Source organism: Luteolibacter algae (assembly GCF_042683045.1).
GTDB classification, from domain to species: Bacteria; Verrucomicrobiota; Verrucomicrobiia; order Verrucomicrobiales; family Akkermansiaceae; genus Luteolibacter; species Luteolibacter algae.
Genome location: NZ_JBHUIT010000001.1, coordinates 1 through 20,683 on the forward strand (window position 1 = coordinate 1; position 20,683 = coordinate 20,683).

The 20,683-nt window shown below is 53.7% G+C and carries 19 protein-coding genes, 2 tRNA genes, 1 other RNA gene and 1 pseudogene; 12 read left to right on the top strand and 11 right to left on the bottom strand.

What is annotated here, in order from left to right; genetic code table 11:
* The 10 genes and pseudogenes from ACFSSA_RS00005 to ACFSSA_RS00050 all read left to right on the top strand — a co-directional run.
* A pseudogene (locus ACFSSA_RS00005) lies at positions 1-446 on the top strand (hypothetical protein); the annotation flags it as partial.
* 53 nt (positions 447-499) lie between these two features.
* The gene (gene repC, locus ACFSSA_RS00010) at positions 500-961 is read left to right on the top strand and encodes a replication initiation protein RepC (RefSeq protein ID WP_386817709.1); all 462 of its coding nucleotides are present in this window, start codon (positions 500-502) and stop codon (positions 959-961) included.
* Positions 962-1,023: 62 nt separating this feature from the next.
* Positions 1,024-2,139: a Fic family protein gene (locus tag ACFSSA_RS00015; protein ID WP_386817710.1), complete on the top strand. Its 1,116-nt coding sequence runs from the start codon at positions 1,024-1,026 to the stop codon at positions 2,137-2,139.
* A gap of 46 nt (positions 2,140-2,185) precedes the next feature.
* Positions 2,186-2,569 (top strand): GxxExxY protein, encoded by a 384-nt coding sequence (locus tag ACFSSA_RS00020; protein WP_386817711.1) that lies wholly within the window; start codon positions 2,186-2,188, stop codon positions 2,567-2,569.
* A 101-nt stretch (positions 2,570-2,670) separates the two neighbouring features.
* Positions 2,671-2,847: a type II toxin-antitoxin system ParD family antitoxin gene (locus tag ACFSSA_RS00025; RefSeq protein WP_386817712.1), complete on the top strand. Its 177-nt coding sequence runs from the start codon at positions 2,671-2,673 to the stop codon at positions 2,845-2,847.
* Positions 2,848-2,861: 14 nt separating this feature from the next.
* Complete coding sequence (locus ACFSSA_RS00030) at positions 2,862-4,463, top strand: ATP-dependent nuclease (protein WP_386817713.1); 1,602 nt, start codon at positions 2,862-2,864, stop codon at positions 4,461-4,463.
* A gap of 34 nt (positions 4,464-4,497) precedes the next feature.
* The gene (locus ACFSSA_RS00035) at positions 4,498-6,630 is read left to right on the top strand and encodes a site-specific DNA-methyltransferase (RefSeq protein WP_386817714.1); all 2,133 of its coding nucleotides are present in this window, start codon (positions 4,498-4,500) and stop codon (positions 6,628-6,630) included.
* Complete coding sequence (locus ACFSSA_RS00040) at positions 6,627-9,203, top strand: DEAD/DEAH box helicase (RefSeq protein ID WP_386817715.1); 2,577 nt, start codon at positions 6,627-6,629, stop codon at positions 9,201-9,203. The genes ACFSSA_RS00035 and ACFSSA_RS00040 overlap by 4 nt, the downstream gene beginning before the upstream one ends.
* A 691-nt stretch (positions 9,204-9,894) precedes the next feature.
* A complete protein-coding gene (locus ACFSSA_RS00045; protein ID WP_386817716.1) occupies positions 9,895-10,239 on the top strand; it encodes a plasmid mobilization protein in 345 nt (114 codons plus the stop codon).
* Positions 10,236-11,552, top strand: coding sequence for a relaxase/mobilization nuclease domain-containing protein (locus ACFSSA_RS00050; protein WP_386817717.1), 1,317 nt, complete (start codon positions 10,236-10,238; stop codon positions 11,550-11,552). Before ACFSSA_RS00045 ends, ACFSSA_RS00050 begins: the two co-directional genes overlap by 4 nt.
* A 75-nt stretch (positions 11,553-11,627) precedes the next feature.
* Here the strand turns inward: ACFSSA_RS00050 and ACFSSA_RS00055 are convergent, their stop codons facing one another.
* A complete protein-coding gene (locus tag ACFSSA_RS00055; RefSeq protein ID WP_386817718.1) occupies positions 11,628-11,867 on the bottom strand; it encodes a hypothetical protein in 240 nt (79 codons plus the stop codon).
* Positions 11,868-11,889: 22 nt separating this feature from the next.
* Positions 11,890-12,444: an RNA polymerase sigma factor gene (locus ACFSSA_RS00060; RefSeq protein ID WP_386817719.1), complete on the bottom strand. Its 555-nt coding sequence runs from the start codon at positions 12,442-12,444 to the stop codon at positions 11,890-11,892.
* Between the two features lie 588 nt (positions 12,445-13,032).
* On the opposite strand from ACFSSA_RS00060, the gene ACFSSA_RS00065 reads away from it, so the two are divergent.
* Positions 13,033-13,566, top strand: a complete 534-nt coding sequence (locus ACFSSA_RS00065; RefSeq protein WP_386817720.1) for an antirestriction protein ArdA — start codon at positions 13,033-13,035, stop codon at positions 13,564-13,566.
* 181 nt (positions 13,567-13,747) lie between these two features.
* Here the strand turns inward: ACFSSA_RS00065 and ACFSSA_RS00070 are convergent.
* The 9 genes from ACFSSA_RS00070 to rplI all read right to left on the bottom strand — a co-directional run bounded on the left by ACFSSA_RS00070 (position 13,748) and on the right by rplI (position 19,640).
* Positions 13,748-13,823: transfer RNA gene (locus ACFSSA_RS00070), tRNA-Ile, on the bottom strand.
* Between the two features lie 119 nt (positions 13,824-13,942).
* Positions 13,943-14,842 carry a sugar phosphate isomerase/epimerase family protein gene (locus ACFSSA_RS00075; RefSeq protein ID WP_386817721.1) on the bottom strand — a complete coding sequence of 300 codons (900 nt, stop codon included), beginning with the start codon at positions 14,840-14,842 and terminating at the stop codon, positions 13,943-13,945.
* Positions 14,843-14,924: 82 nt separating this feature from the next.
* An RNA gene (gene ffs / locus ACFSSA_RS00080) (signal recognition particle sRNA small type) lies at positions 14,925-15,019 on the bottom strand.
* A 45-nt stretch (positions 15,020-15,064) separates the two neighbouring features.
* Entirely contained in the window at positions 15,065-15,748 is a 684-nt protein-coding gene (gene rnc, locus ACFSSA_RS00085; RefSeq protein ID WP_386817722.1) for a ribonuclease III, read from the bottom strand.
* Between the two features lie 65 nt (positions 15,749-15,813).
* Positions 15,814-15,889 (bottom strand) — tRNA-His (locus ACFSSA_RS00090).
* A gap of 58 nt (positions 15,890-15,947) precedes the next feature.
* Positions 15,948-16,841: a TIGR01777 family oxidoreductase gene (locus ACFSSA_RS00095; protein WP_386817723.1), complete on the bottom strand. Its 894-nt coding sequence runs from the start codon at positions 16,839-16,841 to the stop codon at positions 15,948-15,950.
* Positions 16,842-16,886: 45 nt separating this feature from the next.
* Positions 16,887-17,984 carry a DNA polymerase IV gene (dinB, locus tag ACFSSA_RS00100; protein ID WP_386817724.1) on the bottom strand — a complete coding sequence of 366 codons (1,098 nt, stop codon included), beginning with the start codon at positions 17,982-17,984 and terminating at the stop codon, positions 16,887-16,889.
* A 32-nt stretch (positions 17,985-18,016) separates the two neighbouring features.
* Entirely contained in the window at positions 18,017-19,003 is a 987-nt protein-coding gene (locus tag ACFSSA_RS00105; protein ID WP_386817725.1) for a hypothetical protein, read from the bottom strand.
* A gap of 163 nt (positions 19,004-19,166) precedes the next feature.
* Positions 19,167-19,640, bottom strand: a complete 474-nt coding sequence (rplI, locus tag ACFSSA_RS00110; RefSeq protein ID WP_386817726.1) for a 50S ribosomal protein L9 — start codon at positions 19,638-19,640, stop codon at positions 19,167-19,169.
* 224 nt (positions 19,641-19,864) lie between these two features.
* Between rplI and ACFSSA_RS00115 the strand changes: the two genes are divergently transcribed.
* A complete protein-coding gene (locus ACFSSA_RS00115; protein ID WP_386817727.1) occupies positions 19,865-20,653 on the top strand; it encodes an SDR family NAD(P)-dependent oxidoreductase in 789 nt (262 codons plus the stop codon).
* Positions 20,654-20,683: the final 30 nt, after the last annotated feature.

Genomic DNA, 20,683 nt, shown 5'->3' on the forward strand with positions numbered 1-20,683 from the left:
AGAGCGGCATCGTGCGTCAGGTGCTCTCCAAAGCGAGGCGTGCAGTGAGGAGCGAGAGCGGCAAGGCGCTGCTGAGAAAACGCGGCGAGCACATCGAGCGAAGCTTCTGTCACGTGCTCGACCATGGCAAACACCGCCGCGCGACCTTGCGAGGCAGAGTGAATCTGAGCAAACGCCAGCTCGCCGCCGCGCTCACGCACAACCTGTCCCTGATGATGCGACATCTCACCGGATACGGCACCGTCAAGCAGTGGCTGGCAGGCAACAGAACCCCGGGCCGGGGTTTGTCTGACCTACTCAGGACGCTTCTGTCGACCCTGAGGAGTGTCTGGGAAAGATTATCAGAGCGTCTCGTCGAATTTCTGAGCGATGACGACCCGAAAAGCTGCCGGAACGAGGTTTTTATCCCGCCATCTCCGAATTGCCGTTCTTCAACAGGCTGCTAGGAGTAGAATCCAGTTTTCATCCGAAGCGCCTATTATTCTCCCCCGTTGGGGGCATGGGAAGACGTAACAGCGAGGCCAGAGAAGAACCCCAACCAGAGCCGAGGAAGGAAAGTTCATCGGATCAGAGCAAGACTCCGACCGAGAGAACAATTTCCAAAACTGGAATCCGGCACATCACCTTAAACCAAGCAATTCATGCCGCTTCCGCGAGATTCCGGGAGCAACTCCCGCTCGCTACCAGCCAGATCCACTGGCGCGATTTCGTCGAAGCCGCTGCACGCCTTCGACCCATTCTCGGGATCAGCCAGCAGAGCTGGGGCAATGCTTGTATCGCTCTCGGACGGACAGGAGCCGCGCTTTGCGTGCTCCTCACCGACCATGCCGCCTTGCGGACGAGCGACCCGGTGACAAAACCCGCCGGATACTTCATGGCTTTGATCCAGCGGGCAGAAACCGGGGATTTGCACCTTCACCGCTCCATTTTCTCCATTCTGAAGCGGGAAAGTGGTGCATAGAACGGCTTGCTATAAACCACTTTTTAGCCCAATGTGGTTCATAGAAAAGGATTGTATTCCCCATGATTTGGAACTGGCAGCAGGCCGATTGGCCCCATTTTACCTACGACCGCAAGGCTTTGGACAGCCTTGAGGCACAGTTTTTGCGCCTTGCCGGGGAAAGCCTTGGGGCCTTCAAGCACGTCTCCGAAGACGACAAAAATCGGCTCAAGGTCGAGCTAATCAGTGAGGAGGCTCTCCAGACCTCCAAGATTGAGGGGGAAATTCTCGACCGCGACAGCTTGCAATCTTCCATCGGCAAGCAGTTTGGCATCCAGACCGACCACCGCCGGATTCCCCCGGCGGAACAGGGCGTCGCCGCGATGATGGTCGATCTCTACAAGAGCTTCGACGCGCCACTGACTCACGACACACTTTTCGAGTGGCATCGCATGTTGATGAATGGTCGTCAGGATCTTCGCGCCGTCGGTGCGTATCGCACTCATGCCGACCCGATGCAGGTGGTCTCCGGGGCGATTCATGATCCTACCGTTCATTTCGAGGCTCCACCCTCATCCCGCATAGCAGCGGAAATGAAGGCATTCATCGAGTTCTTCGAGCAAAGCCGCGAAGGACAATCGCAGTTCCTGCCCGCACTCGCTCGCGCCGGAATCGCTCACTTGTATTTCGTTTCCATTCACCCCTTCGAGGATGGCAATGGACGGATTGGCCGTGCCATTGCCGAGAAGTCACTCGCCCAAAGTCTCGGACACCCGACGCTCATCGCCTTGGCCTACACCATCGAGCACGCTCGAAAGGCGTATTACGACAAGCTCGAACGCTACAACAAGGACACCGATGTCACAGGCTGGTTGACCTACTTCGCCGAGACCATTCTGGAAGCTCAGGACAACACCCGGAAGCGCATCGAGTTTATTATCGAAAAAACCAAGCTCTACGACCGCTTGCGCGGAAAGCTGAACGAACGTCAGCAGAAAGTGATCGAGCGTATGTTCCGTGAGGGCATCGACGGCTTCAAAGGAGGCCTCAGCGCGGAAAACTATATCGCCATCACGAGCGCACCGAGAACCACTGTCACCCGCGATCTTAACGACCTAGTAGCCAAGGGCGCACTAACCAAAACAGGCCAGCTGAGATACACCCGCTACCATCTCAACATCGCCGTCGACAGACGGTAATTACCCCAAAAGCGTCGGAACTACAAAGCTAAGGAACGAACCACGAATGGACACGAATACACACGAATTGCTTTTGAAGGAAGAGGTTTTCCAAGTAGTGGGTTGTGCCATGGAAGTGCTAAATACACTTGGGCATGGTTTATTGGAAAAACCTTATGAGAATGCAATGGCTGTGGAATTCCGGCAGAAGGGCATTCCTTTTCAACAGCAGCCACGATTCCCGGTCATCTACAAGTCCGTCAATGTCGGTGAATACATTCCCGACCTGATCGCCTTCGACTCCCTCATCGTCGACACAAAGGTCATTGCAGCCATCGGCAACAACGAGAAAGCGCAAATCATCAACTATCTTAAAATCACCGGCCTGCGCGTCGGTCTTATCCTCAACTTCAAACACGCCAAACTCGAATGGCAACGCATCGTCCTCTAAAAAACATTCGTGAAAATTCGTGTCCATTCGTGGTTACAAATTGGAAGATTGCTCGATAACAAGCTTTGATATTTTTGCTTAGATTCCTAGTCTGCCAACGAATGAATGTCTCACTGACCGACAAGCTCGAAGAGTTCGTCAACCGACTGGTTGACGAAGGACGCTACCGCTCCGCCAGCGAGGTGGTGCGCGAGGGGCTTCGCCTCCTCGAAATTCGTGAAGCCCAGCTCCAATCCCAGCCGGAACCCAAGAAGAACCCAAAGCCGCCCAAAAACTAGGGCCACCTAGCAGCATGAAGATTTCCAAGATCACTGTAGAGAACTATCGCTCGATCCGTAACGTCGAGATCGACGCATCCAACTTCAATGTCTTCGTCGGCCAGAACAACCACGGAAAAACCAATTTCATTGAGGCCATTCAATGGTTTTACAGTGGATCGGGTGATCTTTCGGTCTTGAAGAATTCAGCAGCCGGGGCGGGTGAAGAAATCTCAGTCGAACTGGAGTTTTCCGGCGTGCAGGAGGGGATCGCCCAAATCTCCAATGCTGACAATCAACAGAAGCTCAAGAACGTCCTAGGTGAAAGCGACACGATGCGCGTGAAGCGAACCAGCTCGAAAGCTAAAGAGCGGCACCTTTACAATCCCACCGAGGACAAGTGGAAAAAGCAGCCGTGCGGTGCCGATTCCGCATTCAACAATTGCATACCCCGTTTCGAGTTTGTTGAAGCAACCAAGAACCTCAAGGACGTTGGGAATTACAAATCGACGACGCCAATCGGCAAGATGCTTGGAGGCGTTTTGGCAGAAATTCTCGAAGCGGAGGCCGAGTATGTGAAATTCCGCGAACAGTTTGAAAAGCTGTTCGCATCTGAAACTTCCAGTATCAAACAGAAGCTCAAGGAAATCAGCGGTCAGGTCTGTGACCACCTCAAGAAGCAGTTCCCCGACTGCACCGAAGTGGACTTCATGGTTCAAGAACCAGCATTTGACGACCTCCTTAAAAACTTCCGCACGGAAGTTGATGATGGTGTATCCACCACTGCCGAGGAGAAGGGAGACGGGATGCAGCGGGCTTTAATGCTCGCCATTATTAAGACCTATGCGGATCAGCGACGTGACGATGCGCTAGGCCGATCATTCATCTTTTTCATCGACGAAGCAGAGCTTCATCTTCACCCGACCGCACAGCGGCAGCTCAAACAAGCACTGCTAGAGCTGGCAGACGGGCACGATCAGGTGTTTATCAATACCCATTCGTCCGTCCTGCTCACTGACCCCCATGATCAGCAATCGCTTTTCCGTGTTGCAAAGGAAGCACAAGGCGAGACGCAGATCGCCAAGATCGACTCCCCTGCAACAAAACACGAAGTGATCTTCGAGCTTCTCGGGGGATCTCCAGCCGACATCCTGCTTCCCGCAAATTTCCTGATCGTTGAAGGCCCGAGCGAAGTCGAGTTCTACAAACACGTCATTGATCGGCATTACCCTGATCGGGTGCAAATTCACGTCCTGCCTGCCAACGGAGATGATGAACGCCAACGGCAGCAAGTGACCGCAGTGGAAGACTTGTTAGCGACTATCGACCGTCGGCCAGTTTACCGGGAACGACTGACTATGCTCTTTGATAAACCGGACACGGGAAAAGAGCAGCGTTTCGAGGATTTCAAAAACAGCCGTCGGCACAGTGGCGCAAACGACCAGCTCTTCGTTCTGCCTGTGCAAAGGCTGGAAGACTATTATCCTGCATCATTGCGAAGCCAAACGAACCTCAGCCAAAAGGTCAAACTCGCTCGCTACATGGGCCGGAACATCTCCAAGGAGGATTTTGAAACCCACATGCCCATCATGTTCCAAGCGTTGGAACACTGCTGGACTAACGCCTACAAGGATTAGGCGTATTACCATTTCATAAGATTGATAACACCCCATGTCCCGATTAACTGATCTCATTAGAAAAGCAAAAGCAGACGACCCTCAGCTAGGAGCTGATTTGGAGAGAGAATTTCGCGCATTGTCGTCGCGCCTGTCATTTGGGCTGAACTTTGAACGGCACAAGCCGGAGGCGGTTGAATTGCCCAACCGTCCCGTCCGCAAGGGGGACAAGGTGCGTGTGCTACCACCCCGAGGCACGACTACCAAGGGCGACCAAAGGCTCTGGCAGGTGAAGGCCACGCGAAAGGGAAAGAACGAAGCCGATCTTGTCTTGCCCGGCATCGAAGAAGCTGAAACTCAGACCGTTGCCTTGGATGATCTAATCGTCGTCGCGGAATTCGGCGATACGATTTATCCGGGACTTACATCCACAGGTAAAGTCTCACGCGGGAAAGACAAACCTTGGCACACCGTTATCAACGGCGAGAACTACCACGTTCTCAAAGCTCTTACTTGGACGCACCGAGGTAAAGTGGACGCCATTTATATTGATCCACCATACAATACCGGAGCGAAGGACTGGAAATACAACAACGATTACGTCGAGGGGGAAGACTTGTATCGCCATAGCAAATGGCTCGCGATGATGGAACGACGTTTGCTCGTTGCCAAAGAATTACTTAATCCTGCGGACTCGGTATTAATCGTTACAATCGACGAGAAGGAGTATCTGCGTTTAGGGATGTTACTGGAACAGCTTTATCCAGAAGCAGACATCCAAATGATCTCATCCGTTATTTTCCCAAGTGGTTCTTCAAGAGCTGGGAGATTCAGCAGATCTGACGAATATATCTACTTTTGTTTTATCGGATCTGCGAGCGTCAAACACTGGAATAGCGATATGTTGCGCGATGCAAGCAAGAGCAAATTGCAAAGTGTTCGTTGGAATGGACTCATTAGAAATGGTGAAGGCAGCCTAAGAGGAAGAATTCCTAGTCTTTTCTATCCTATCTTTATTGATACCGAAACAGGCGAATTTCATTCGGTTGGAGAACCTCTTCATCCTAAAGCGTCGAAGAGTAGCATAATTGCACCAGAAGGGACTATTCCTGTGCTTCCGATCGATGGAAGTGGACGCGAATTAATGTGGCGCCTTCATCCGCCTACTCTACGAGATTATCTGAAAAAGGGTTATGCCAGACTGGGTCGACGAGACGAAAAAACAGGACTAAGAAGTCCTCAATATCTGCAAAAAGGAACGATTGAGAAACTAAACGCGGGTGCGATTGATATACTTGGAAAGGACAGTGAAGGCGCCTTAATTTTAAAATACAAAGAGGGTTCAAAGACTTTTGCACCACTAACTTGTTGGAATAGGGTTTCACACTCCGCTGCAGAGCACGGCTCTTCCATCCTGAAAACTCTAATTCCAGGTCGAAAATTCCCTTACCCTAAAAGCTTATATGCTGTCGAAGATGCATTACGGTTCTTTATCCGTGATCATAAGAAGGCTCTAGTTCTAGATTTCTTCTCCGGTTCTGGCACTACCGCTCATGCGGTGATGCGGCTCAACAAGCAAGATGGCGGCGAACGCCAGTGCATCAGCGTGACTAACAACGAAGTAGCAGCAGGCGAGCAGAAAGCCTTGAGGGAGCAAAATTTGCGACCCGGCGACCCTGATTGGGAAAGGTATGGTATTTGCGATTACATTACCAAGCCACGTGTAGAGGCTGCGATTACCGGGAAAACACCCGAGGGCAAGCCGATCAAAGGAGATTACAAGTTCACAGATGAATTCCCCATGACCGATGGATTTGAGGAGAACGCAGAGTTTTTTACGCTAACTTACGAGACCCCGCTCGCAGTCAGCTACCAGACAGCTTTCGCCCGCATCGCGCCCTTGCTCTGGCTACGTGCTGGCAGCATGGGAACCCGCATTGACAAGCTGCCGTCCGAGGGTTGGGACGTCGCTGAAACCTACGGCCTTTTGATCGAGCTGGACCGGGCGACGGATTTCTTAAAGGCCGTGCGCAAAGCTGAGAAACTGCGTGTCGCCTACATCGTAACCGACGATGAACGACGCTTCCAATCGCTGGCTCGCCGCTTGCCCGAAGGAGTAGAGGCAATCCGACTCTACGAGTCATACCTGACCAATTTCGCATTCGCTAACGGAGACGAAACACCATGATTTTTACACTCAAAGATTATCAGAATGAAGCCGTCTTCGACGTGCTAGCTAACTTACGCGACGCAAAGGAAGACTGGAAAGGGCCTCGCAACCGAAAAACCGCCTTCTCGCTCACAGCCGCCACGGGCGCGGGCAAAACGGTGATGGCCGCTGCGGTTTTTGAGGCATTATTTCATGGTGACGATGGTTTCAATTTCGACCGCGATCCCGGAGCCGTGGTGATTTGGTTCAGTGACGATCCATCACTAAACGAGCAAACCCGTTTTCGCCTGATGGAATCCTCTGACCGCTTGCGGCATACGGATTTAGTGGTCGTCGAAAACACGTTCAACCGTGCAAAATTTGAACCCGGAAAAATCTATTTCCTGAACACTCAGAAACTCGGGAAGAAGAGCCTTCTGGTGCGCGGGTTCGATGGGGACGAGGAACACGGCACGTTTCCCACCATGCGACCCGATCTACGGAGCCACACGATTTGGGATACGATCCGCAATACCATTGAAGACCCGGCACTGTCGCTGTATCTCGTATTGGACGAGGCGCACCGTGGCATGGGCAAATCCACTGGAAGCGGAGAAAGGTCCACCATCGTCAAACGCCTCATCAATGGAGAAAATGGCGTTCCGGGAATTCCCGTCGTGTGGGGAATTTCCGCTACGGTGGAGCGTTTCAACAAGGCAATGGAGGTGGCCACAGGTCGCACGACCCTGCCCCCGGTAACCGTTGATGCAACGAGGGTGCAGGAGTCAGGATTGCTCAAAGATACCATCGTTCTCGATATTCCCGATGAGGCGACGGGAGATTTTGATACGGTTCTGATGCGCCGGGCCACCGACAAGCTCAAGGAGGCATCCGAGGAATGGGCAGCCTATGCCAAGCAGCAGGAAAGTGATGAATTCGTGACCCCCTTGATGGTGCTGCAAGTGCCCAACACGCCCAACTCTCGGGATATTGGCCGGGCCTTGGAGGTTATTTTCCAATACTGGCCTGACGTGACTGAAAACAACGTGGCACACGTTTTCGGGGAACACACCACGCAAACTTTCGGGAGCTATTCGGTTCCCTACATCCCTCCACAGCGAGTGCAGGACGACACTTGGGTGCGTGTCTTGATTGCCAAGGACGCGATCAGCACCGGATGGGACTGCCCCCGAGCCGAGGTGATGATCTCTTTCCGTCCGGCAAGCGATCAGACCTACATCGCGCAATTGCTTGGGCGCATGGTGCGAACCCCGTTGGCCCGGCGCATCCCCGGCAACGACCGTCTCAACTCCGTGGATTGCTTGTTGCCGAAGTTCGACAAGGAGACCGTGGAGGCGGTTGTCAGAGCGTTGCGTGAGGGTGGAGCTGAAAACCCGCCGACCGGACGCATTCTCATCAATCCGAAGGAAATGAAACCCAATCCGGCTGTGCCGGAAGAGGTTTGGGAGAAGTTCGTTTCCCTTCCATCGCAGACGCGACCACAACGCGGTGCAAAGCCCGCGATCCGTCTCACGTCGCTTGCCCACGAATTGGCATCCGACGGACTACTCGCGGGCGCAGGTGGCAAGGCCCATGGTGCGATGCACAAGGTATTGGATCAGTTCATTGATGACCGAGCCGAGGCGTTCGAGGAGAAGCGGAAGTCTGTCATGACAGTCGAGGGCCGCACGATCATTGCGGACATGCGGAAGGGCGAGACGAGCGACGGAACATTCACGGCTGAAGCTGATGATGCGGTGATTGGCGATGCGTATCGCCGCACGGCACGGATTATTAGCCCGGACATCGCTCGGACTTACACGATGGAACGGGCAAAGCGTCATCCAGAGGCGGAAGACGACATGGAGCAGGCTTTGATGGAAGCGCGTGAAGACGTGGCGGCTCTCCACTTGATGGAGAACCTTCAGGTTCTTTTCGATGCGGAGGCCAAGAAACTGGCCGATCAGTGGTTTCGCGATTTTGGCGACGCCATCAAGAAGCTGCCGCACGACCGACAGGATGCCTATCGCCAGATCGTGGCACTGAGCACCGATCCACAGGACGTGGACCTAGCGCGTCCCATGTCACGCTTCGAGCCTACGAAGGCGCGTGAGGCAAACGGTGCCGAAGTGGATATTCCCACCTACACCCAGCATTTGCTTTGCGACGATCAGGATTTGTATCCCGCTGAGCTGGGGACTTGGGAGAAGGCGGTTTTGAAGGCCGAGCAGCAAAGGGACGGCTTCAGATTCTGGTATCGGAATCCTGACCGTCCCAGTCAGGACTCTTTGGGCGTCGCCTACACGAGTGATGACGACACAAAGATTGTCCGCCCGGATTTCATTTTCATTGCCGAGGAAGACGGGAAGATCGTTGCCGACATCGTAGATCCGCATGGTTTTCATTTGGCCGATGCACTGCCGAAATTGCAGGGCCTCGCCCAATACGCCGAAAATCATGCTGGAGTTTATCGGCGCATCGAGGCCGTTGCAGAAACGGGCGGTAAATTGCGCGTGCTCGACTTGACCAAGGCAGACGTTCGCCAAGCGATCATGGAGGCCAAGGGAGCGGAACCGCTCTACAATGGCCTGAAGGCGGGTGACTTTGCGTAGCCTATGCTGCACTGCGGAACATGAACCGCAGGCTGAAATCTCATGTTGAGAACCAACATGGCGACGAGCCACCAAAAGAGGAATTCGGATTCCTTTTTGCGTTCCGCTTCACGGTTGAATTTGTGCTGTAGCTTGGTCATGGCATCCTCCTGAAATCATGGGGTTGTTTGTTGCGTTTGACGCATTCGACCGATTCCAAGGCCGGGGAAGTTTGGAACCCATTTCGGGGCTTAACATCGAGGTGCAGGGTTGATCCCTTTCCTCTTGATCGGGTTGGAAAAAATCGGATTGCGTGACGCATGGAGACCCACTGGAGGGCGGAGGTATTGTCTGTCAGCGTTGCTCACAGATGACCGTCTTGCGGGGTGTCACTGGATGAAACGATACGGAGCGTGTCGGTATCCGGTGGCGAGGACTGGTTTATCAGCTCAGAGGGAGGCGATTCTCTGAGAACCAGAGGGAGCGGGCGTTAACCATTTGTGAATCCCATTCAGGTAGAATGGACAAAGTGGCAAGCCTCCCGGATGGGCGGATAGCGAGATGCGTTTATGTAAACAAAAACTGTCTCGGCAAGGGGGTGATAACCTCCCCCGCTGCATCCCCACGGTCAACCGCAAGGCGGCACATCGAGTGCCTTGTGCGGTGCACCAATTTGCAATTGGCGAGGCTGATTTTTTGAAAGGAACTCGCAATGGCTCGACCCACAAAAAATGCAGACCGACGGCTCAGCCGTCATGTTGTATTCCACCTCACGGAGGAGGAATACAAGAGCCTGCACGACAAGGCCGCACTGGCTGGCTTGTCGACGAACGAGCTTGCCCGTCGTCGGACAACCCGTGGAAAGCGGAAGCTCGTGGTGGAGACCACGAAGCGCGTAGATCCCGCTTTCCTGAAACGCATCGACCGGATCGGCCAGAACCTCAACCAGCTCGTCAAGAACGCCCACACCTTTGGGCGGCTCTCTCCGCAGGTCGATGCGCTTGCTACCACCATTGACGAAATCATCCATGAAGCCCTTCACGAAAACCCAGAATGATCCCGAAAATCACCAAAGGCGGCAGCAGCTTCAAGAGTGCGCTCCAGTATTACCTCCACGACAAGCAGGAGGATACGAAGGAGCGTGTCTCTTGGGCGCGGACCGAGAACATGCGCACCGAGGACCCTTACAAGGCGTGGCGCGTGATGGCATACACGGCCAAAGAGCAGGATCGCCTGAAGGAGGCCTCGGGGCAGTCTCGTGCCGGACGAAAACTGGAGAAGCCCGTTTTCGCCTATTCGCTTGCGTGGCATCCCGAGCAGTCGCCTGATGCAGAGCACATGCTGGAAACTGCCCGTGAGTCGCTCGAAATGATGGGACTCAGTGAGAACGAGTGTGTGATCGTGGCACACCAGGACGAACCCCAAAAACATGTCCACGTTATTGTGAACCGCGTGCATCCCATCACCGGGCTGGCCGGGGACATCCGCAACTCAAAGCGCAAATTCTCCGACTTCGCCCGCGAGTATGAAAAGCGGCATGGCAAAATCTACTGCGAACGCAGAGAGGAAAATGCCCAGAAGCGCGAGAAGGGAGAAAAGACCCATTACGGCGATCCGGTGATCGTGGAGGCATGGCACTCCAGCCGGAATGGGGCGGAATTCATGGCCGCCTTGGAGAAGGAAGGCTATGCGCTCGCGAAAGGCCGCAAGCGTCCCGTGGTGGTGGATGCACACGGCAAAGCGCACAATCCCACCCGTCATCTCGACGGCGTGAAGGCGAAGCAATTCCGCGAAAAGCTGAGTGACCTTGATTTGGAGAAACTTCCCACCGTTGAGGAAGTGACCAAGGCGACTCAGGAGATCGACTTCGAGAAAAAGCAACGGCTCGAAGCCTTCGAGATCCTCGCGGCCCGTCAGCTCGAAGCGACGCTAGCGAAGCACCGCAACGAGCAAAGCGAGTTGAAGCTGAAACACCGCTATACCTCAGAGGCCGACAAGAAGGAGCTGGTGAAGCCCTACCAGCTCAGGGAGCAGAAACGAGCCATTCTCGAACAGGCCGACGTGGTGAAGGACACCAACTGGTGGAAACGCCTGATTGGCACGACCCGCAAGGAGCAATTGAAGCTCAATGGAATGATCCTCAATTTCCGCAGTTCACGCGACCGCTACAAGGAGCAGCTTAGGTCGAGAGTGAAGCAGCGTGTCGAAGAGCGCAGACGTTTGCAAAAGCGTCAGGAAGACGAGCGCACCCGTCTTCTCGAAAGAATTGCACACGAGCGGAAATCCGAGCGGTATTCCATCCGCCTGCAAGAGCCGGAGCGCGTGCGGACACAGCAACGCCCCCGCGACGGCTATGGGATGGAGCGATAGGAGCACGAACCCGAAATGAAAAAAGCCTCACGGTTTGATAACCGTGAGGCTGAAATAGGTGCTCAAGTAGGCGTGTTATTTCTTGGCCGATTCCTCAGATTCCGCCGTTTCATCGGCAGTGAATTTCGCTGAGTTCTTGATTTCTTCCAAGATTTGCTTGGAGAGTGCGAGGCCAATTCCTTCGCTGGGTTTGGCTTTCGATGATGCTCCGATAGAGAAAATCTCCTCAGAAGAAACGGGCTCCTTGCCGTAATTGGCGATCAGCTCATCGACGTCTTTTTCCTCGAAGCGAGGCTTGTTTGATTCTGGTTTCATAATTTCTAAATGTGCTAGGGTTTTAACTTTCTGAATTGAGGTAATTGGCAACACGTTTCCTTGCCTCTGATGCCCATTCATGGGCGGTCGAACTGGAGACATTCAAACGCTCTCCAACTTCTTCAAAAGTGAAGCCGTAACGGGCATGAAGCCAAAGGGCTTCTTTCTTTTCTTCTTCGATGTCGGAAATTGGGTGCTCTGACCAGAATTTGGCGCGTGCTTCCTGTTCGTTATCAAAATGGCTTAGTTGGAATGCGAGAGAAACCTGTTTGTTTTCCAGTCCCTCAGGAATTTCGGTTTCTTTCTTCCGGTCTCGTGAACGGATCGAGTCATAAAAAAGGCTTCTGGCTTTGGTTTTAAGCCAGCCAATCCGAACGATTTTCTCAGGCTTGCCCCTGCGCAAGGCATACCACCATAGCTGCTGAAAAATGTCGTCAGCATCGTATTTGTTGCCAGTGTGCCCAATGAGGTAGCGCATCAACTCTTCGCGATGCTCTTGAATGGCTTCGAGAACAGCTTTTTCTCGCCGTTCTTGGCGAGCTTCGGCTGTCTCGTGTTGAGTTTCTTGTATTTCCATAGGCTATAAAATGTTGAGTGAGATCCGGTAGTTTTTCCGTGTTCACATGAGGGAATACGCCGCAAAGAAAATCCTATCCGGCGAATTCTGACTTTTTTAGTTTTTCTTCAAGCGGGGGAAAGCCTTCCCCTCGGACTTACTGCGTGCAGTCCTACCCCATCACCTGAAAGGCTCCGCCTCTCAAACTCTCCGAAGTGGCGGCAGGAGCCGCAGGGTTTCATAAACGGACTGGCTTGGTTGCTCCGCACCGCGTGGACACCAAAAGCCCGCCGTTCGCTCATGCTTCGCGTGCCGGACGGTCTTATCGTGTCTCACTGCCACCAGTGGAAATTTCCGTTCTGATGTCCGTTGGCGATGCCAATCGACGAACGATTTCTGCCAGACGACGAACCGATCTGGCTAAGGGCTGGCTGCCCTCGCGACCGTAAAGGGCATCCAAACATTGTCCTCGTCACGGTGTTCCTGCGGGACCGTTCGGACCCTCCCTTGACGTTGCTACCCCGCTTCTCGGCGAAGGCCAAGGTTTCATGCGCGGGGCGATGAAGCCCGGTGGCTTATCTAAGAAACAAAACAGAAAGGGAACCTGACATGACTGATAACACTCCAAAAATTTACGTGGCTTGCCTTGCCAGCTATAACGCCGGAATCCTGCACGGTGACTGGATCGACCTCGACGGAAGCGAGACCATCGAAGACCGGATTTCAGAAATCCTCGACGCCTCACCGGAGGAGGACGCGGAAGAATGGGCGGTGCATGACCATGAGTTTTGCGGCCATCTCTCCGAGTATGCCGGAACCGATACCCTGAATGCGATAAAAGAGGCATTCGAGAAGGTCGAAGCCGAGGGAATCGATTGGGAGGTATTCTGCGAATACTGCGCCCACCTTGGGCACGACATTGAAGCCGGACAGGTGGAAATGTTTAGCGAAGCTTACGCAGGGACAGCGGACACACTGGAACACTGGTGCATGGACTTTCTGGAGGAAACCGGGCAACTGGATTCCATCCCTGAAAATCTGCGTTTCTACTTCGATTATGCAGCATTCGCCCGTGACATGGAAATCAGCGACGTGTTCACGATCCAACACAACGGCGACACGCTCGTTTTCTGGAACCGCTGACCAGACCCGCGAGGGAGGGGCTTCGAGCCTCTCCCTTTTTTCGCGGAAAAATTGCGCCGATTTCTCACCAGATCGAAATCGGCGGGGGACAGGGAAGTAAAAGTCCGGTTCAAGAACCGGACAGAGCGAGACAGACTTGGAAGCCAAAAACCGGACAGTAACCGGACAGTGGTGGAAATCTTGGTAGGGCCGGTGGGACTTGAACCCACGACCAAACGATTATGAGTCGTCTGCTCTAACCACTGAGCTACAGCCCCTTTTGTCTCCGGTGCGGGGAGATTGGACTTTTAAAGTGGTCACTTGCAAGTGAAAGCTTGAATAAATCCTGGAGAAGGAGGTTTTGGATACTTGGGCGGGTTGGATTTCCGCAGCCGCGTCAGCCTAACCATTTTTGCAAGGTTGCAAAATCGTGACGCATCGCTTCGACCGATCTGTCGACAACGTCCTCCCCGCTGATATACTCGATATGGATTGAAGCGGGGATATTGGTTGGGAGCATTCGCGAGACGAGTTTCCCTGCCTTGGGGTTTACCATCCCTTCTCCGAGGGGACACGCTGACCATTTTTTTCCTGTGACCTTATAGTCTTTGAAAAAAACTGCGCCGATGTGGGGGAGGGCTCTCCGGAAATTGATTTCCCACGCATTGGATCCTTCCACAGCTGCATGGGCGAAATCGAAGGCCATTCCGAGATGGGCTGGATCGATATCGCTGAGAATATCAACCATGTCCCAGATCGGAGCGCCGACGAAATTATTGCCACGGTGGTTTTGATAGAGGCCCTGGATTCCGCAGGCCTTATTCAATGCCGCAAGATCGCTTAGTTGTGACTTGAAATTAGCGATCTGCGGTGCAAGAGGCTTGCTCAAATCATACTTCAGATGCTCCAGGCGATAGCGTTTGATTCCTAATCTTGCCGCGAGGCGCAGCTGTTCCTCCGCCAAGCCCCGCGCGTCCACTGCATTGATGCTCGAGGCCATGATGATGACTTCGAGATTCTTTTTCGCAAGAGCGGCGTTGAACGCCGGGAGTTCCTTGGTCATTTCTTCAGGCTCGATATGTCCTTTCTTCCGGAGGGGGGCTTCCAGTCCTGAAACTCCCAGAGGAGCGATCTTTTCTGCGAGGTCGGCGTAATCGAGATGCTCGAAATATTTGGTGAAAACAGCGATTTGGCGTGCCGTTTTCTCCTCTTGCGCGGACTCGTCCGCCAAGAGGCCGGAGACAGATAGGCCTAGCCCGGTGAGAGTCGTCGTGCCCAGAAAAGATCTACGGTTCATCCGCGCATGCTAAACATGCATTTTTTGCATGTCAAAAAAGTTCTCGGGCCGGAGAGAGATCGCGATGCAAAATCAAAAAAAGTGCCGCCAGGGAACTGCGGCAAACTTGGACAAACTACCGTTGCTCCGATTAAGGCCTGGCGGGGTTCGCTTGCCAAACCTCCACGGTCCCTGACAGCGGTGAAAAAGAAACCCACGGAGGGCAAACCCGCAACTATAAACTCAGTTTTCCCAACTTCTTGCGCGTAACGCTTCTGCTGCCGCGCGCGCTTCAGCCTCCTTTTTGCTCTTTCCTTTGCCAGAGGCAAGGAGCATGTCCTGCCAGACGACCTCTGCCTGGAATACACGCCGATGGTCCGGTCCGGTCTCGCTGACGATTTTGTAAACCGGTGCGATTGGATGGATGGCTTGGAGACATTCCTGCAGCTCGCCCTTGGGATTTCGCTCGTCCGGGCTCTCAATCATACCCTCGATTTCACCTTCAAAAAGACGAAGGATAAGTTCCTTCGCCGCTATAAGGCCGGTATCAAGATAGACGGCCCCGATCAGGGATTCGAAGGCATCTGCAAGGGTGGAAAGGCGCCGCCGCCCTCCCGTGGCCTCTTCACCTTTGCCGAGCAAGACGTAATCGCCGAGGTGTATGACCATCGCAAAGCGGGCCAGGGCCCTACGGGAAACCACGCGGGAGCGGAGCTTGGTGAGATGGCCTTCGGTCGCATCCGGGAAAAGTTTATAAAGTGCCTCGGTGACTACCAGCTGAAGCACGGCATCGCCAAGAAATTCCAGGCGTTGATTGTCGAAGTGGGGGCGCTGAGACTCATAAGCCAAGCTCGGGTGGGTGAGCGCCTCCGCCAAAAGGAGCGAATTACGAAATTTGTATTGGATCCGGCTCTCCAGCGGTTGCATCGAAATAAAAAAGGGTTCACCTCTTTCCTCGCATCCGGAAACCGTGCCGGACGCGAAGAAAAAGGTGGGGTGATCGACGGGACTCGAACCCGCGACAACCGGAATCACAATCCGGGGCTCTACCAACTGAGCTACGACCACCGTTCTAGGCGGGCGAAACGCTTATAACAGCCTGAGATGATTGCAAAGAGAAAAATGACTATAATTGCGTTAAATCGTCAAAAGCGGTCTCCAAATGCTCGAATTGGAAGCGGAAGCCAGCCTGGAGCAACTTTTCAGGAATTGCTCTCTGGCTGGAAAGAAGTGCGCTGGTGAAGTCTCCCATGACGATCTTTAGGGCAAAGCCGGGCACAGGTAGAAATGCCCAGCGGTGAAGTGATTTGGCAAATTTCCGGGTGAATTCCGCATTGGTTTCCGGGTTCGGTCCACAGCCGTTCACCGCGCCGGAGATAGAGTTTTCGGCGATGCAGAACATCATTGCTCTTCGGAGATCATCCACGTGAATCCATGGCATCCATTGCTTGCCATTTCCAAGTTTCCCGCCGAAGCCGGATTTGAAGACAACCCGGAGTTTTTCAAATGCCTGGCCGTGTTTCCCCAGGACAAAACCGATCCGGAAGCGGACCACGCGCAGGCCCAGAGGCGTTGCGTCCTCCGCAGCCGTTTCCCACTCGGAGCACAGATCCGCCAGGTATCCGCTGCCTTGGCTGGCATTTTCTGTAAGGAGATCGTCCCCACGATCCCCGTAAAATCCTACTGCCGAGGTGTTGATCAGGATCTTCGGGCGATATTCTTCCGGTAAGGCGGCGATCTTTTCCACAATATCCTGGGTCACTCCCACGCGGCTGCGGTGAAACATTTTTTTGTTCTCGTCTGTCCAGCGCTGATCAATAGGCACGCCGGCGAGATTGATGACGAGATCGCAATTGGAAAGGTTAACGGCCTCCGGCGTCATCCAATGCTTCACGCCTTCGACAGAGCCTCTGCCTTTTCTACTAACGCCGGTAACCTCCCAGCCATCCTTGGCCAGCATATTGGCCAGGCCACTGCCGACAAAACCACTTGCTCCGTATAGCACCGCGCGTTTGTTCATAACAACTACTCCATACCATGATTTGGGTTCATCGCAAACAGTGGCTCAAAAGAGTTCCAACTGCTCGACACCCGGTATGTCGTGAAATCTCACACCCACTCCCAATAAACGCACAGGTTTATCCTCCGATCGAGCATTGGCCTCCGCGAGTAGCTCCCGGAAAATACGAAAGTCCATGGTTTGTCCGGCTCGCTCCGCAGTGGTGCGCCGGAAGTCGGAGAACTTTAGCTTCACCACCAGCGCACGGATCTGCCTTTCCCCATGGCGGGAGGTCAGTTTTTCCTCCAGTTCATCAAGCAGGAGTTTCATCTCCCGCCAAAGAGTTTCCACGGTATGAAGGTTTTCCGAGAAAGTATTTTCGATGCTGAGAGATTTGCGCGGACTATCGGGACTGACCGCGCGCTCATCGCGTCCCCAGCTGCGTTCATATAGCTCTGCGCCAAATCCCCCCAGTCGCCGCGCCCACTCGAACTTATCGATTTTCCGGTATTGGCCGCAGGTCTCAATGCCCATTGAGGCCAGTTTTTCGGCCATTTTTCCTCCCACGCCCGAGATTTTCTTCATGGGGAGATCGCGCATGAATTCCGCCGCATTGGCGGGAGAAACCGTGAACTGGCCGTCCGGTTTGCGCCAGTCACTGGCAATTTTTGCAATCAGTTTGTTGGGCGCGATCCCGGCGGAGGCGGTGAGGCCGGTTTCTTCGCGAATCATCTGCCGGATTCGCGAGGCAATGATTGTTCCCGGTTCCGGATTATGGGTGACGTCGAGAAAAGCCTCATCAAGGGAGAGGGGCTCGATAAGTGTGGTAAAACGGCTGAAGATGCTGCGGATTTGCAGACTGTCGCGTTTGTAAATATCGAACCTAGCGGGCACGATCAGTAAATCCGGGCATTTTTCCAGCGCCATGAAGACCGGCATTGCCGAGCGACAGCCAAACTTTCTCGCCTCGTAGTTCGCGGTTGCCAGCACACTTCTGCGGCTGCTGCCGCCTACTCCCACAGGTTTGCCACGAAGCTCGGGATTATCCCGCTCTTCAATCGCCGCGTAGAAGCAATCCATATCGATATGGATGATCTTTCTAGATGAAAAATGCTGCACGGATGAACAATTAACGCTTCGTTCACAGCCGTGCAAGCGGATCATTTCGGGACGTTCGGGAAAGCTCTCAAAACGATTCAGACTCCGAGCATGAGAGAGATATGCTCCGCAGTGAGCTCTCCCATCGAAGTGCAGTCGGTGAAATCCTTCGTGCCGTGCATTCTGTCCAGATCCAAGGCCAACTGTCGCACATGTTCCGCAGGGGCTATCTGCTCGCGCCGCATGATGCCTAAAAGCGCACGGAGGCGCGTGGACTCCACCTTGGCCCGCCGGGCCATCTGGGCGTGCTCCTCGTTCACGTATTGATCGATGGATTTCCGGTTTAGCACTTGAAATGCTAGACGTGTGATAGGTCTGTTTGAATTGAAACGGAAGGCGAGGTAGATATTGCCGTTGCCTTCGTAGGACTGCTGGTCGAAGTCGATGGGACGCACCCGATACTGGACTTCCTCAAAGTCCGGAGTGATTTCCACGACATAGTTGACACTCCGCATGTCGCCGAGCAGACGGATGAAGGATCGCTCCGTGAATTTTGTAAATTCCTTGGCGATCCGGACTTTATTCAGGTCAGGATTTTTTAAATAATCGCGCATGAATGCATCTCCCGGAACGCCGGCGATATGTTCTTCGATAAGTGTGTTACCGCTGATCATGTAGTTGATTCGGTTCGGCGAGAGGATGTGCTCCAGCTCAAGGCCGTAGATCCGCGATGCATCCGCCTGCTTGACGTAAAAATAGTCCGAATTGTCATTGAAGAGGTTGGTAACGCGGATCCGGAATGGCTTGGAATTACCGAAATCTCCGAAATCAATGCGATCGACCCGCAGGTGGTCATGTTCCTCCGCATCCCGGCCAATCTTCAATTCGCTGTAGATGCTGATCAGGCCATTCCGGAGTTCTTCGAAAACGTCCGGAGGATACATCACCGTCATCCAGAGAGTCTCCCGGCTGCAAGGAGCCTCATACGGGATGGCGCCCGTGAAACGGATCAGTTCCGAGTAGAGATTCGGTATATCACGTAGTCTATCGAAGTGGTAGAGGTATTGCCTGAGACTGGTGGACATCTCATACATGATCTTGCGGGCCGGAATCATCCGGACAGGCTAGGGCGATGCGGCACAGGGTGCCAAGAGCCAACTTTCGTTCCGCAAACGCTTTGGCGGACAAGGTATAAAAAAAGCCGATCCCGAGAAAGCAGGATCGGCCGTTTGAAAAAGTAGGAGCGAATTACGCTTCGTCTTCGGTCACATCGCCAGCATCTACAGTGATGGTGAGAGTTGCGGTGACTTGTGGGTTGAGCTTGATCTCGATCTCGGATTTGCCGGATTTCTTGATTGGCTTGTCGAGAAGGATGTTGTGGCGGTCGATAACGATCCCTGAGGACTCAAGTTCTTTGTGGATATCGATGCTTGTGACGGAGCCGAATGCTTTGCCGCCCTGACCTGTGGAAAGGGTGAAGGATGGCTTGAGCTTGGAGATCTTGGTGGCGAGCTCTTGGGCTACTACAAGTTCCTCTGCCTCACGGCGTGAGCGCTCGGTTTTAAGGGCTTCGACGTGGCGAAGGTTTGCTTTGGTCGCTTCATATGCCTTGCCTTGTGGGACGAGGTAGTTGCGGGCGTAGCCAGCGCGGACTTTAACAACATCGGCTTCGGCGCCGAGGCCTTCGATTTTTTCTTTGAGGATGACTTGTGCGTTGGCCATGATAGAGAGTGTTTGTTTGAGAAACGGGCGGCGGATTTAGGCTCGTAGCTGCTTCGCGTCAAGGAGAATCCTGCAATTGTAGCCGGATTTAACATTTTTTTTGAAAAAATACGTGGAGGCGCGGTTTCCGGGAGGAAAGACCAGTTGGAAAAATAAGCAGGGGAAATTCCCGCGTCCGGCGTTTCCACTTGGCAAAGCGGCAGGTCTTTGGGAAGCATCCTTCCATGTCAACCAATGCTTTTTTGAAGGATATGTTCGACCTCAGCGGAAAAACTGCGGTCGTGATCGGTGGAACAGGTGAACTTTGCGGCACGATGGCAGTCGGGCTGGCTCGTGCGGGAGCGGAAGTCGTCCTGGGCGGCCGTATCCCGGAGAAGGCGGAAAGACGTCTGGAGGAGATCAAGTCCCATGGAGGCAAGGGTTATTTCGTGCCGGTGGATGTGACATCCCGGCAGTCGCTCCACGATATGCTTGAGACGGTTTTGGAGAGATCCGGTGGGGTGGATATTCTCATCAATGGCGCGGGGACGAACTCTCCCACTCCGTTTTTGGAAATCACGGAAGAGGAATACGCGCGCATCATGGATACCAATCTGACGGCGATCTTCCGTGCCTGCCAGGTGTTCGGCCAATATTTTGTCGATGAAATGCGGCCAGCATCCATTATCAATCTGGGTTCGATTTCCGGTCTCAATCCGCTCTCCCGTGTCTTTACCTACTCCGCCTCGAAGGCGGCGGTCCATAACCTCACCCGCAATCTCGCCCGCGAGTGGGCTGACAAGGATATCCGTGTCAACACCCTCGTCCCGGGCTTCTTCCCAGCGGAACAAAATCGCAAGGTGCTCGATGAGTCCCGGGTTCTTGATATTCTCCGTCACACGCCTTCCTCCCGTTTCGGCAACGCCGAGGAACTGATCGGTGCGACAATCCTTCTGTCTTCGCCCAAGGCGAGTTCTTTCATCACGGGTATGGAAATGATTGTCGACGGCGGTTTCCAATCCATGAGTATCTGATGTTTTTCAGGCACCGGGGGAGACTTTTCG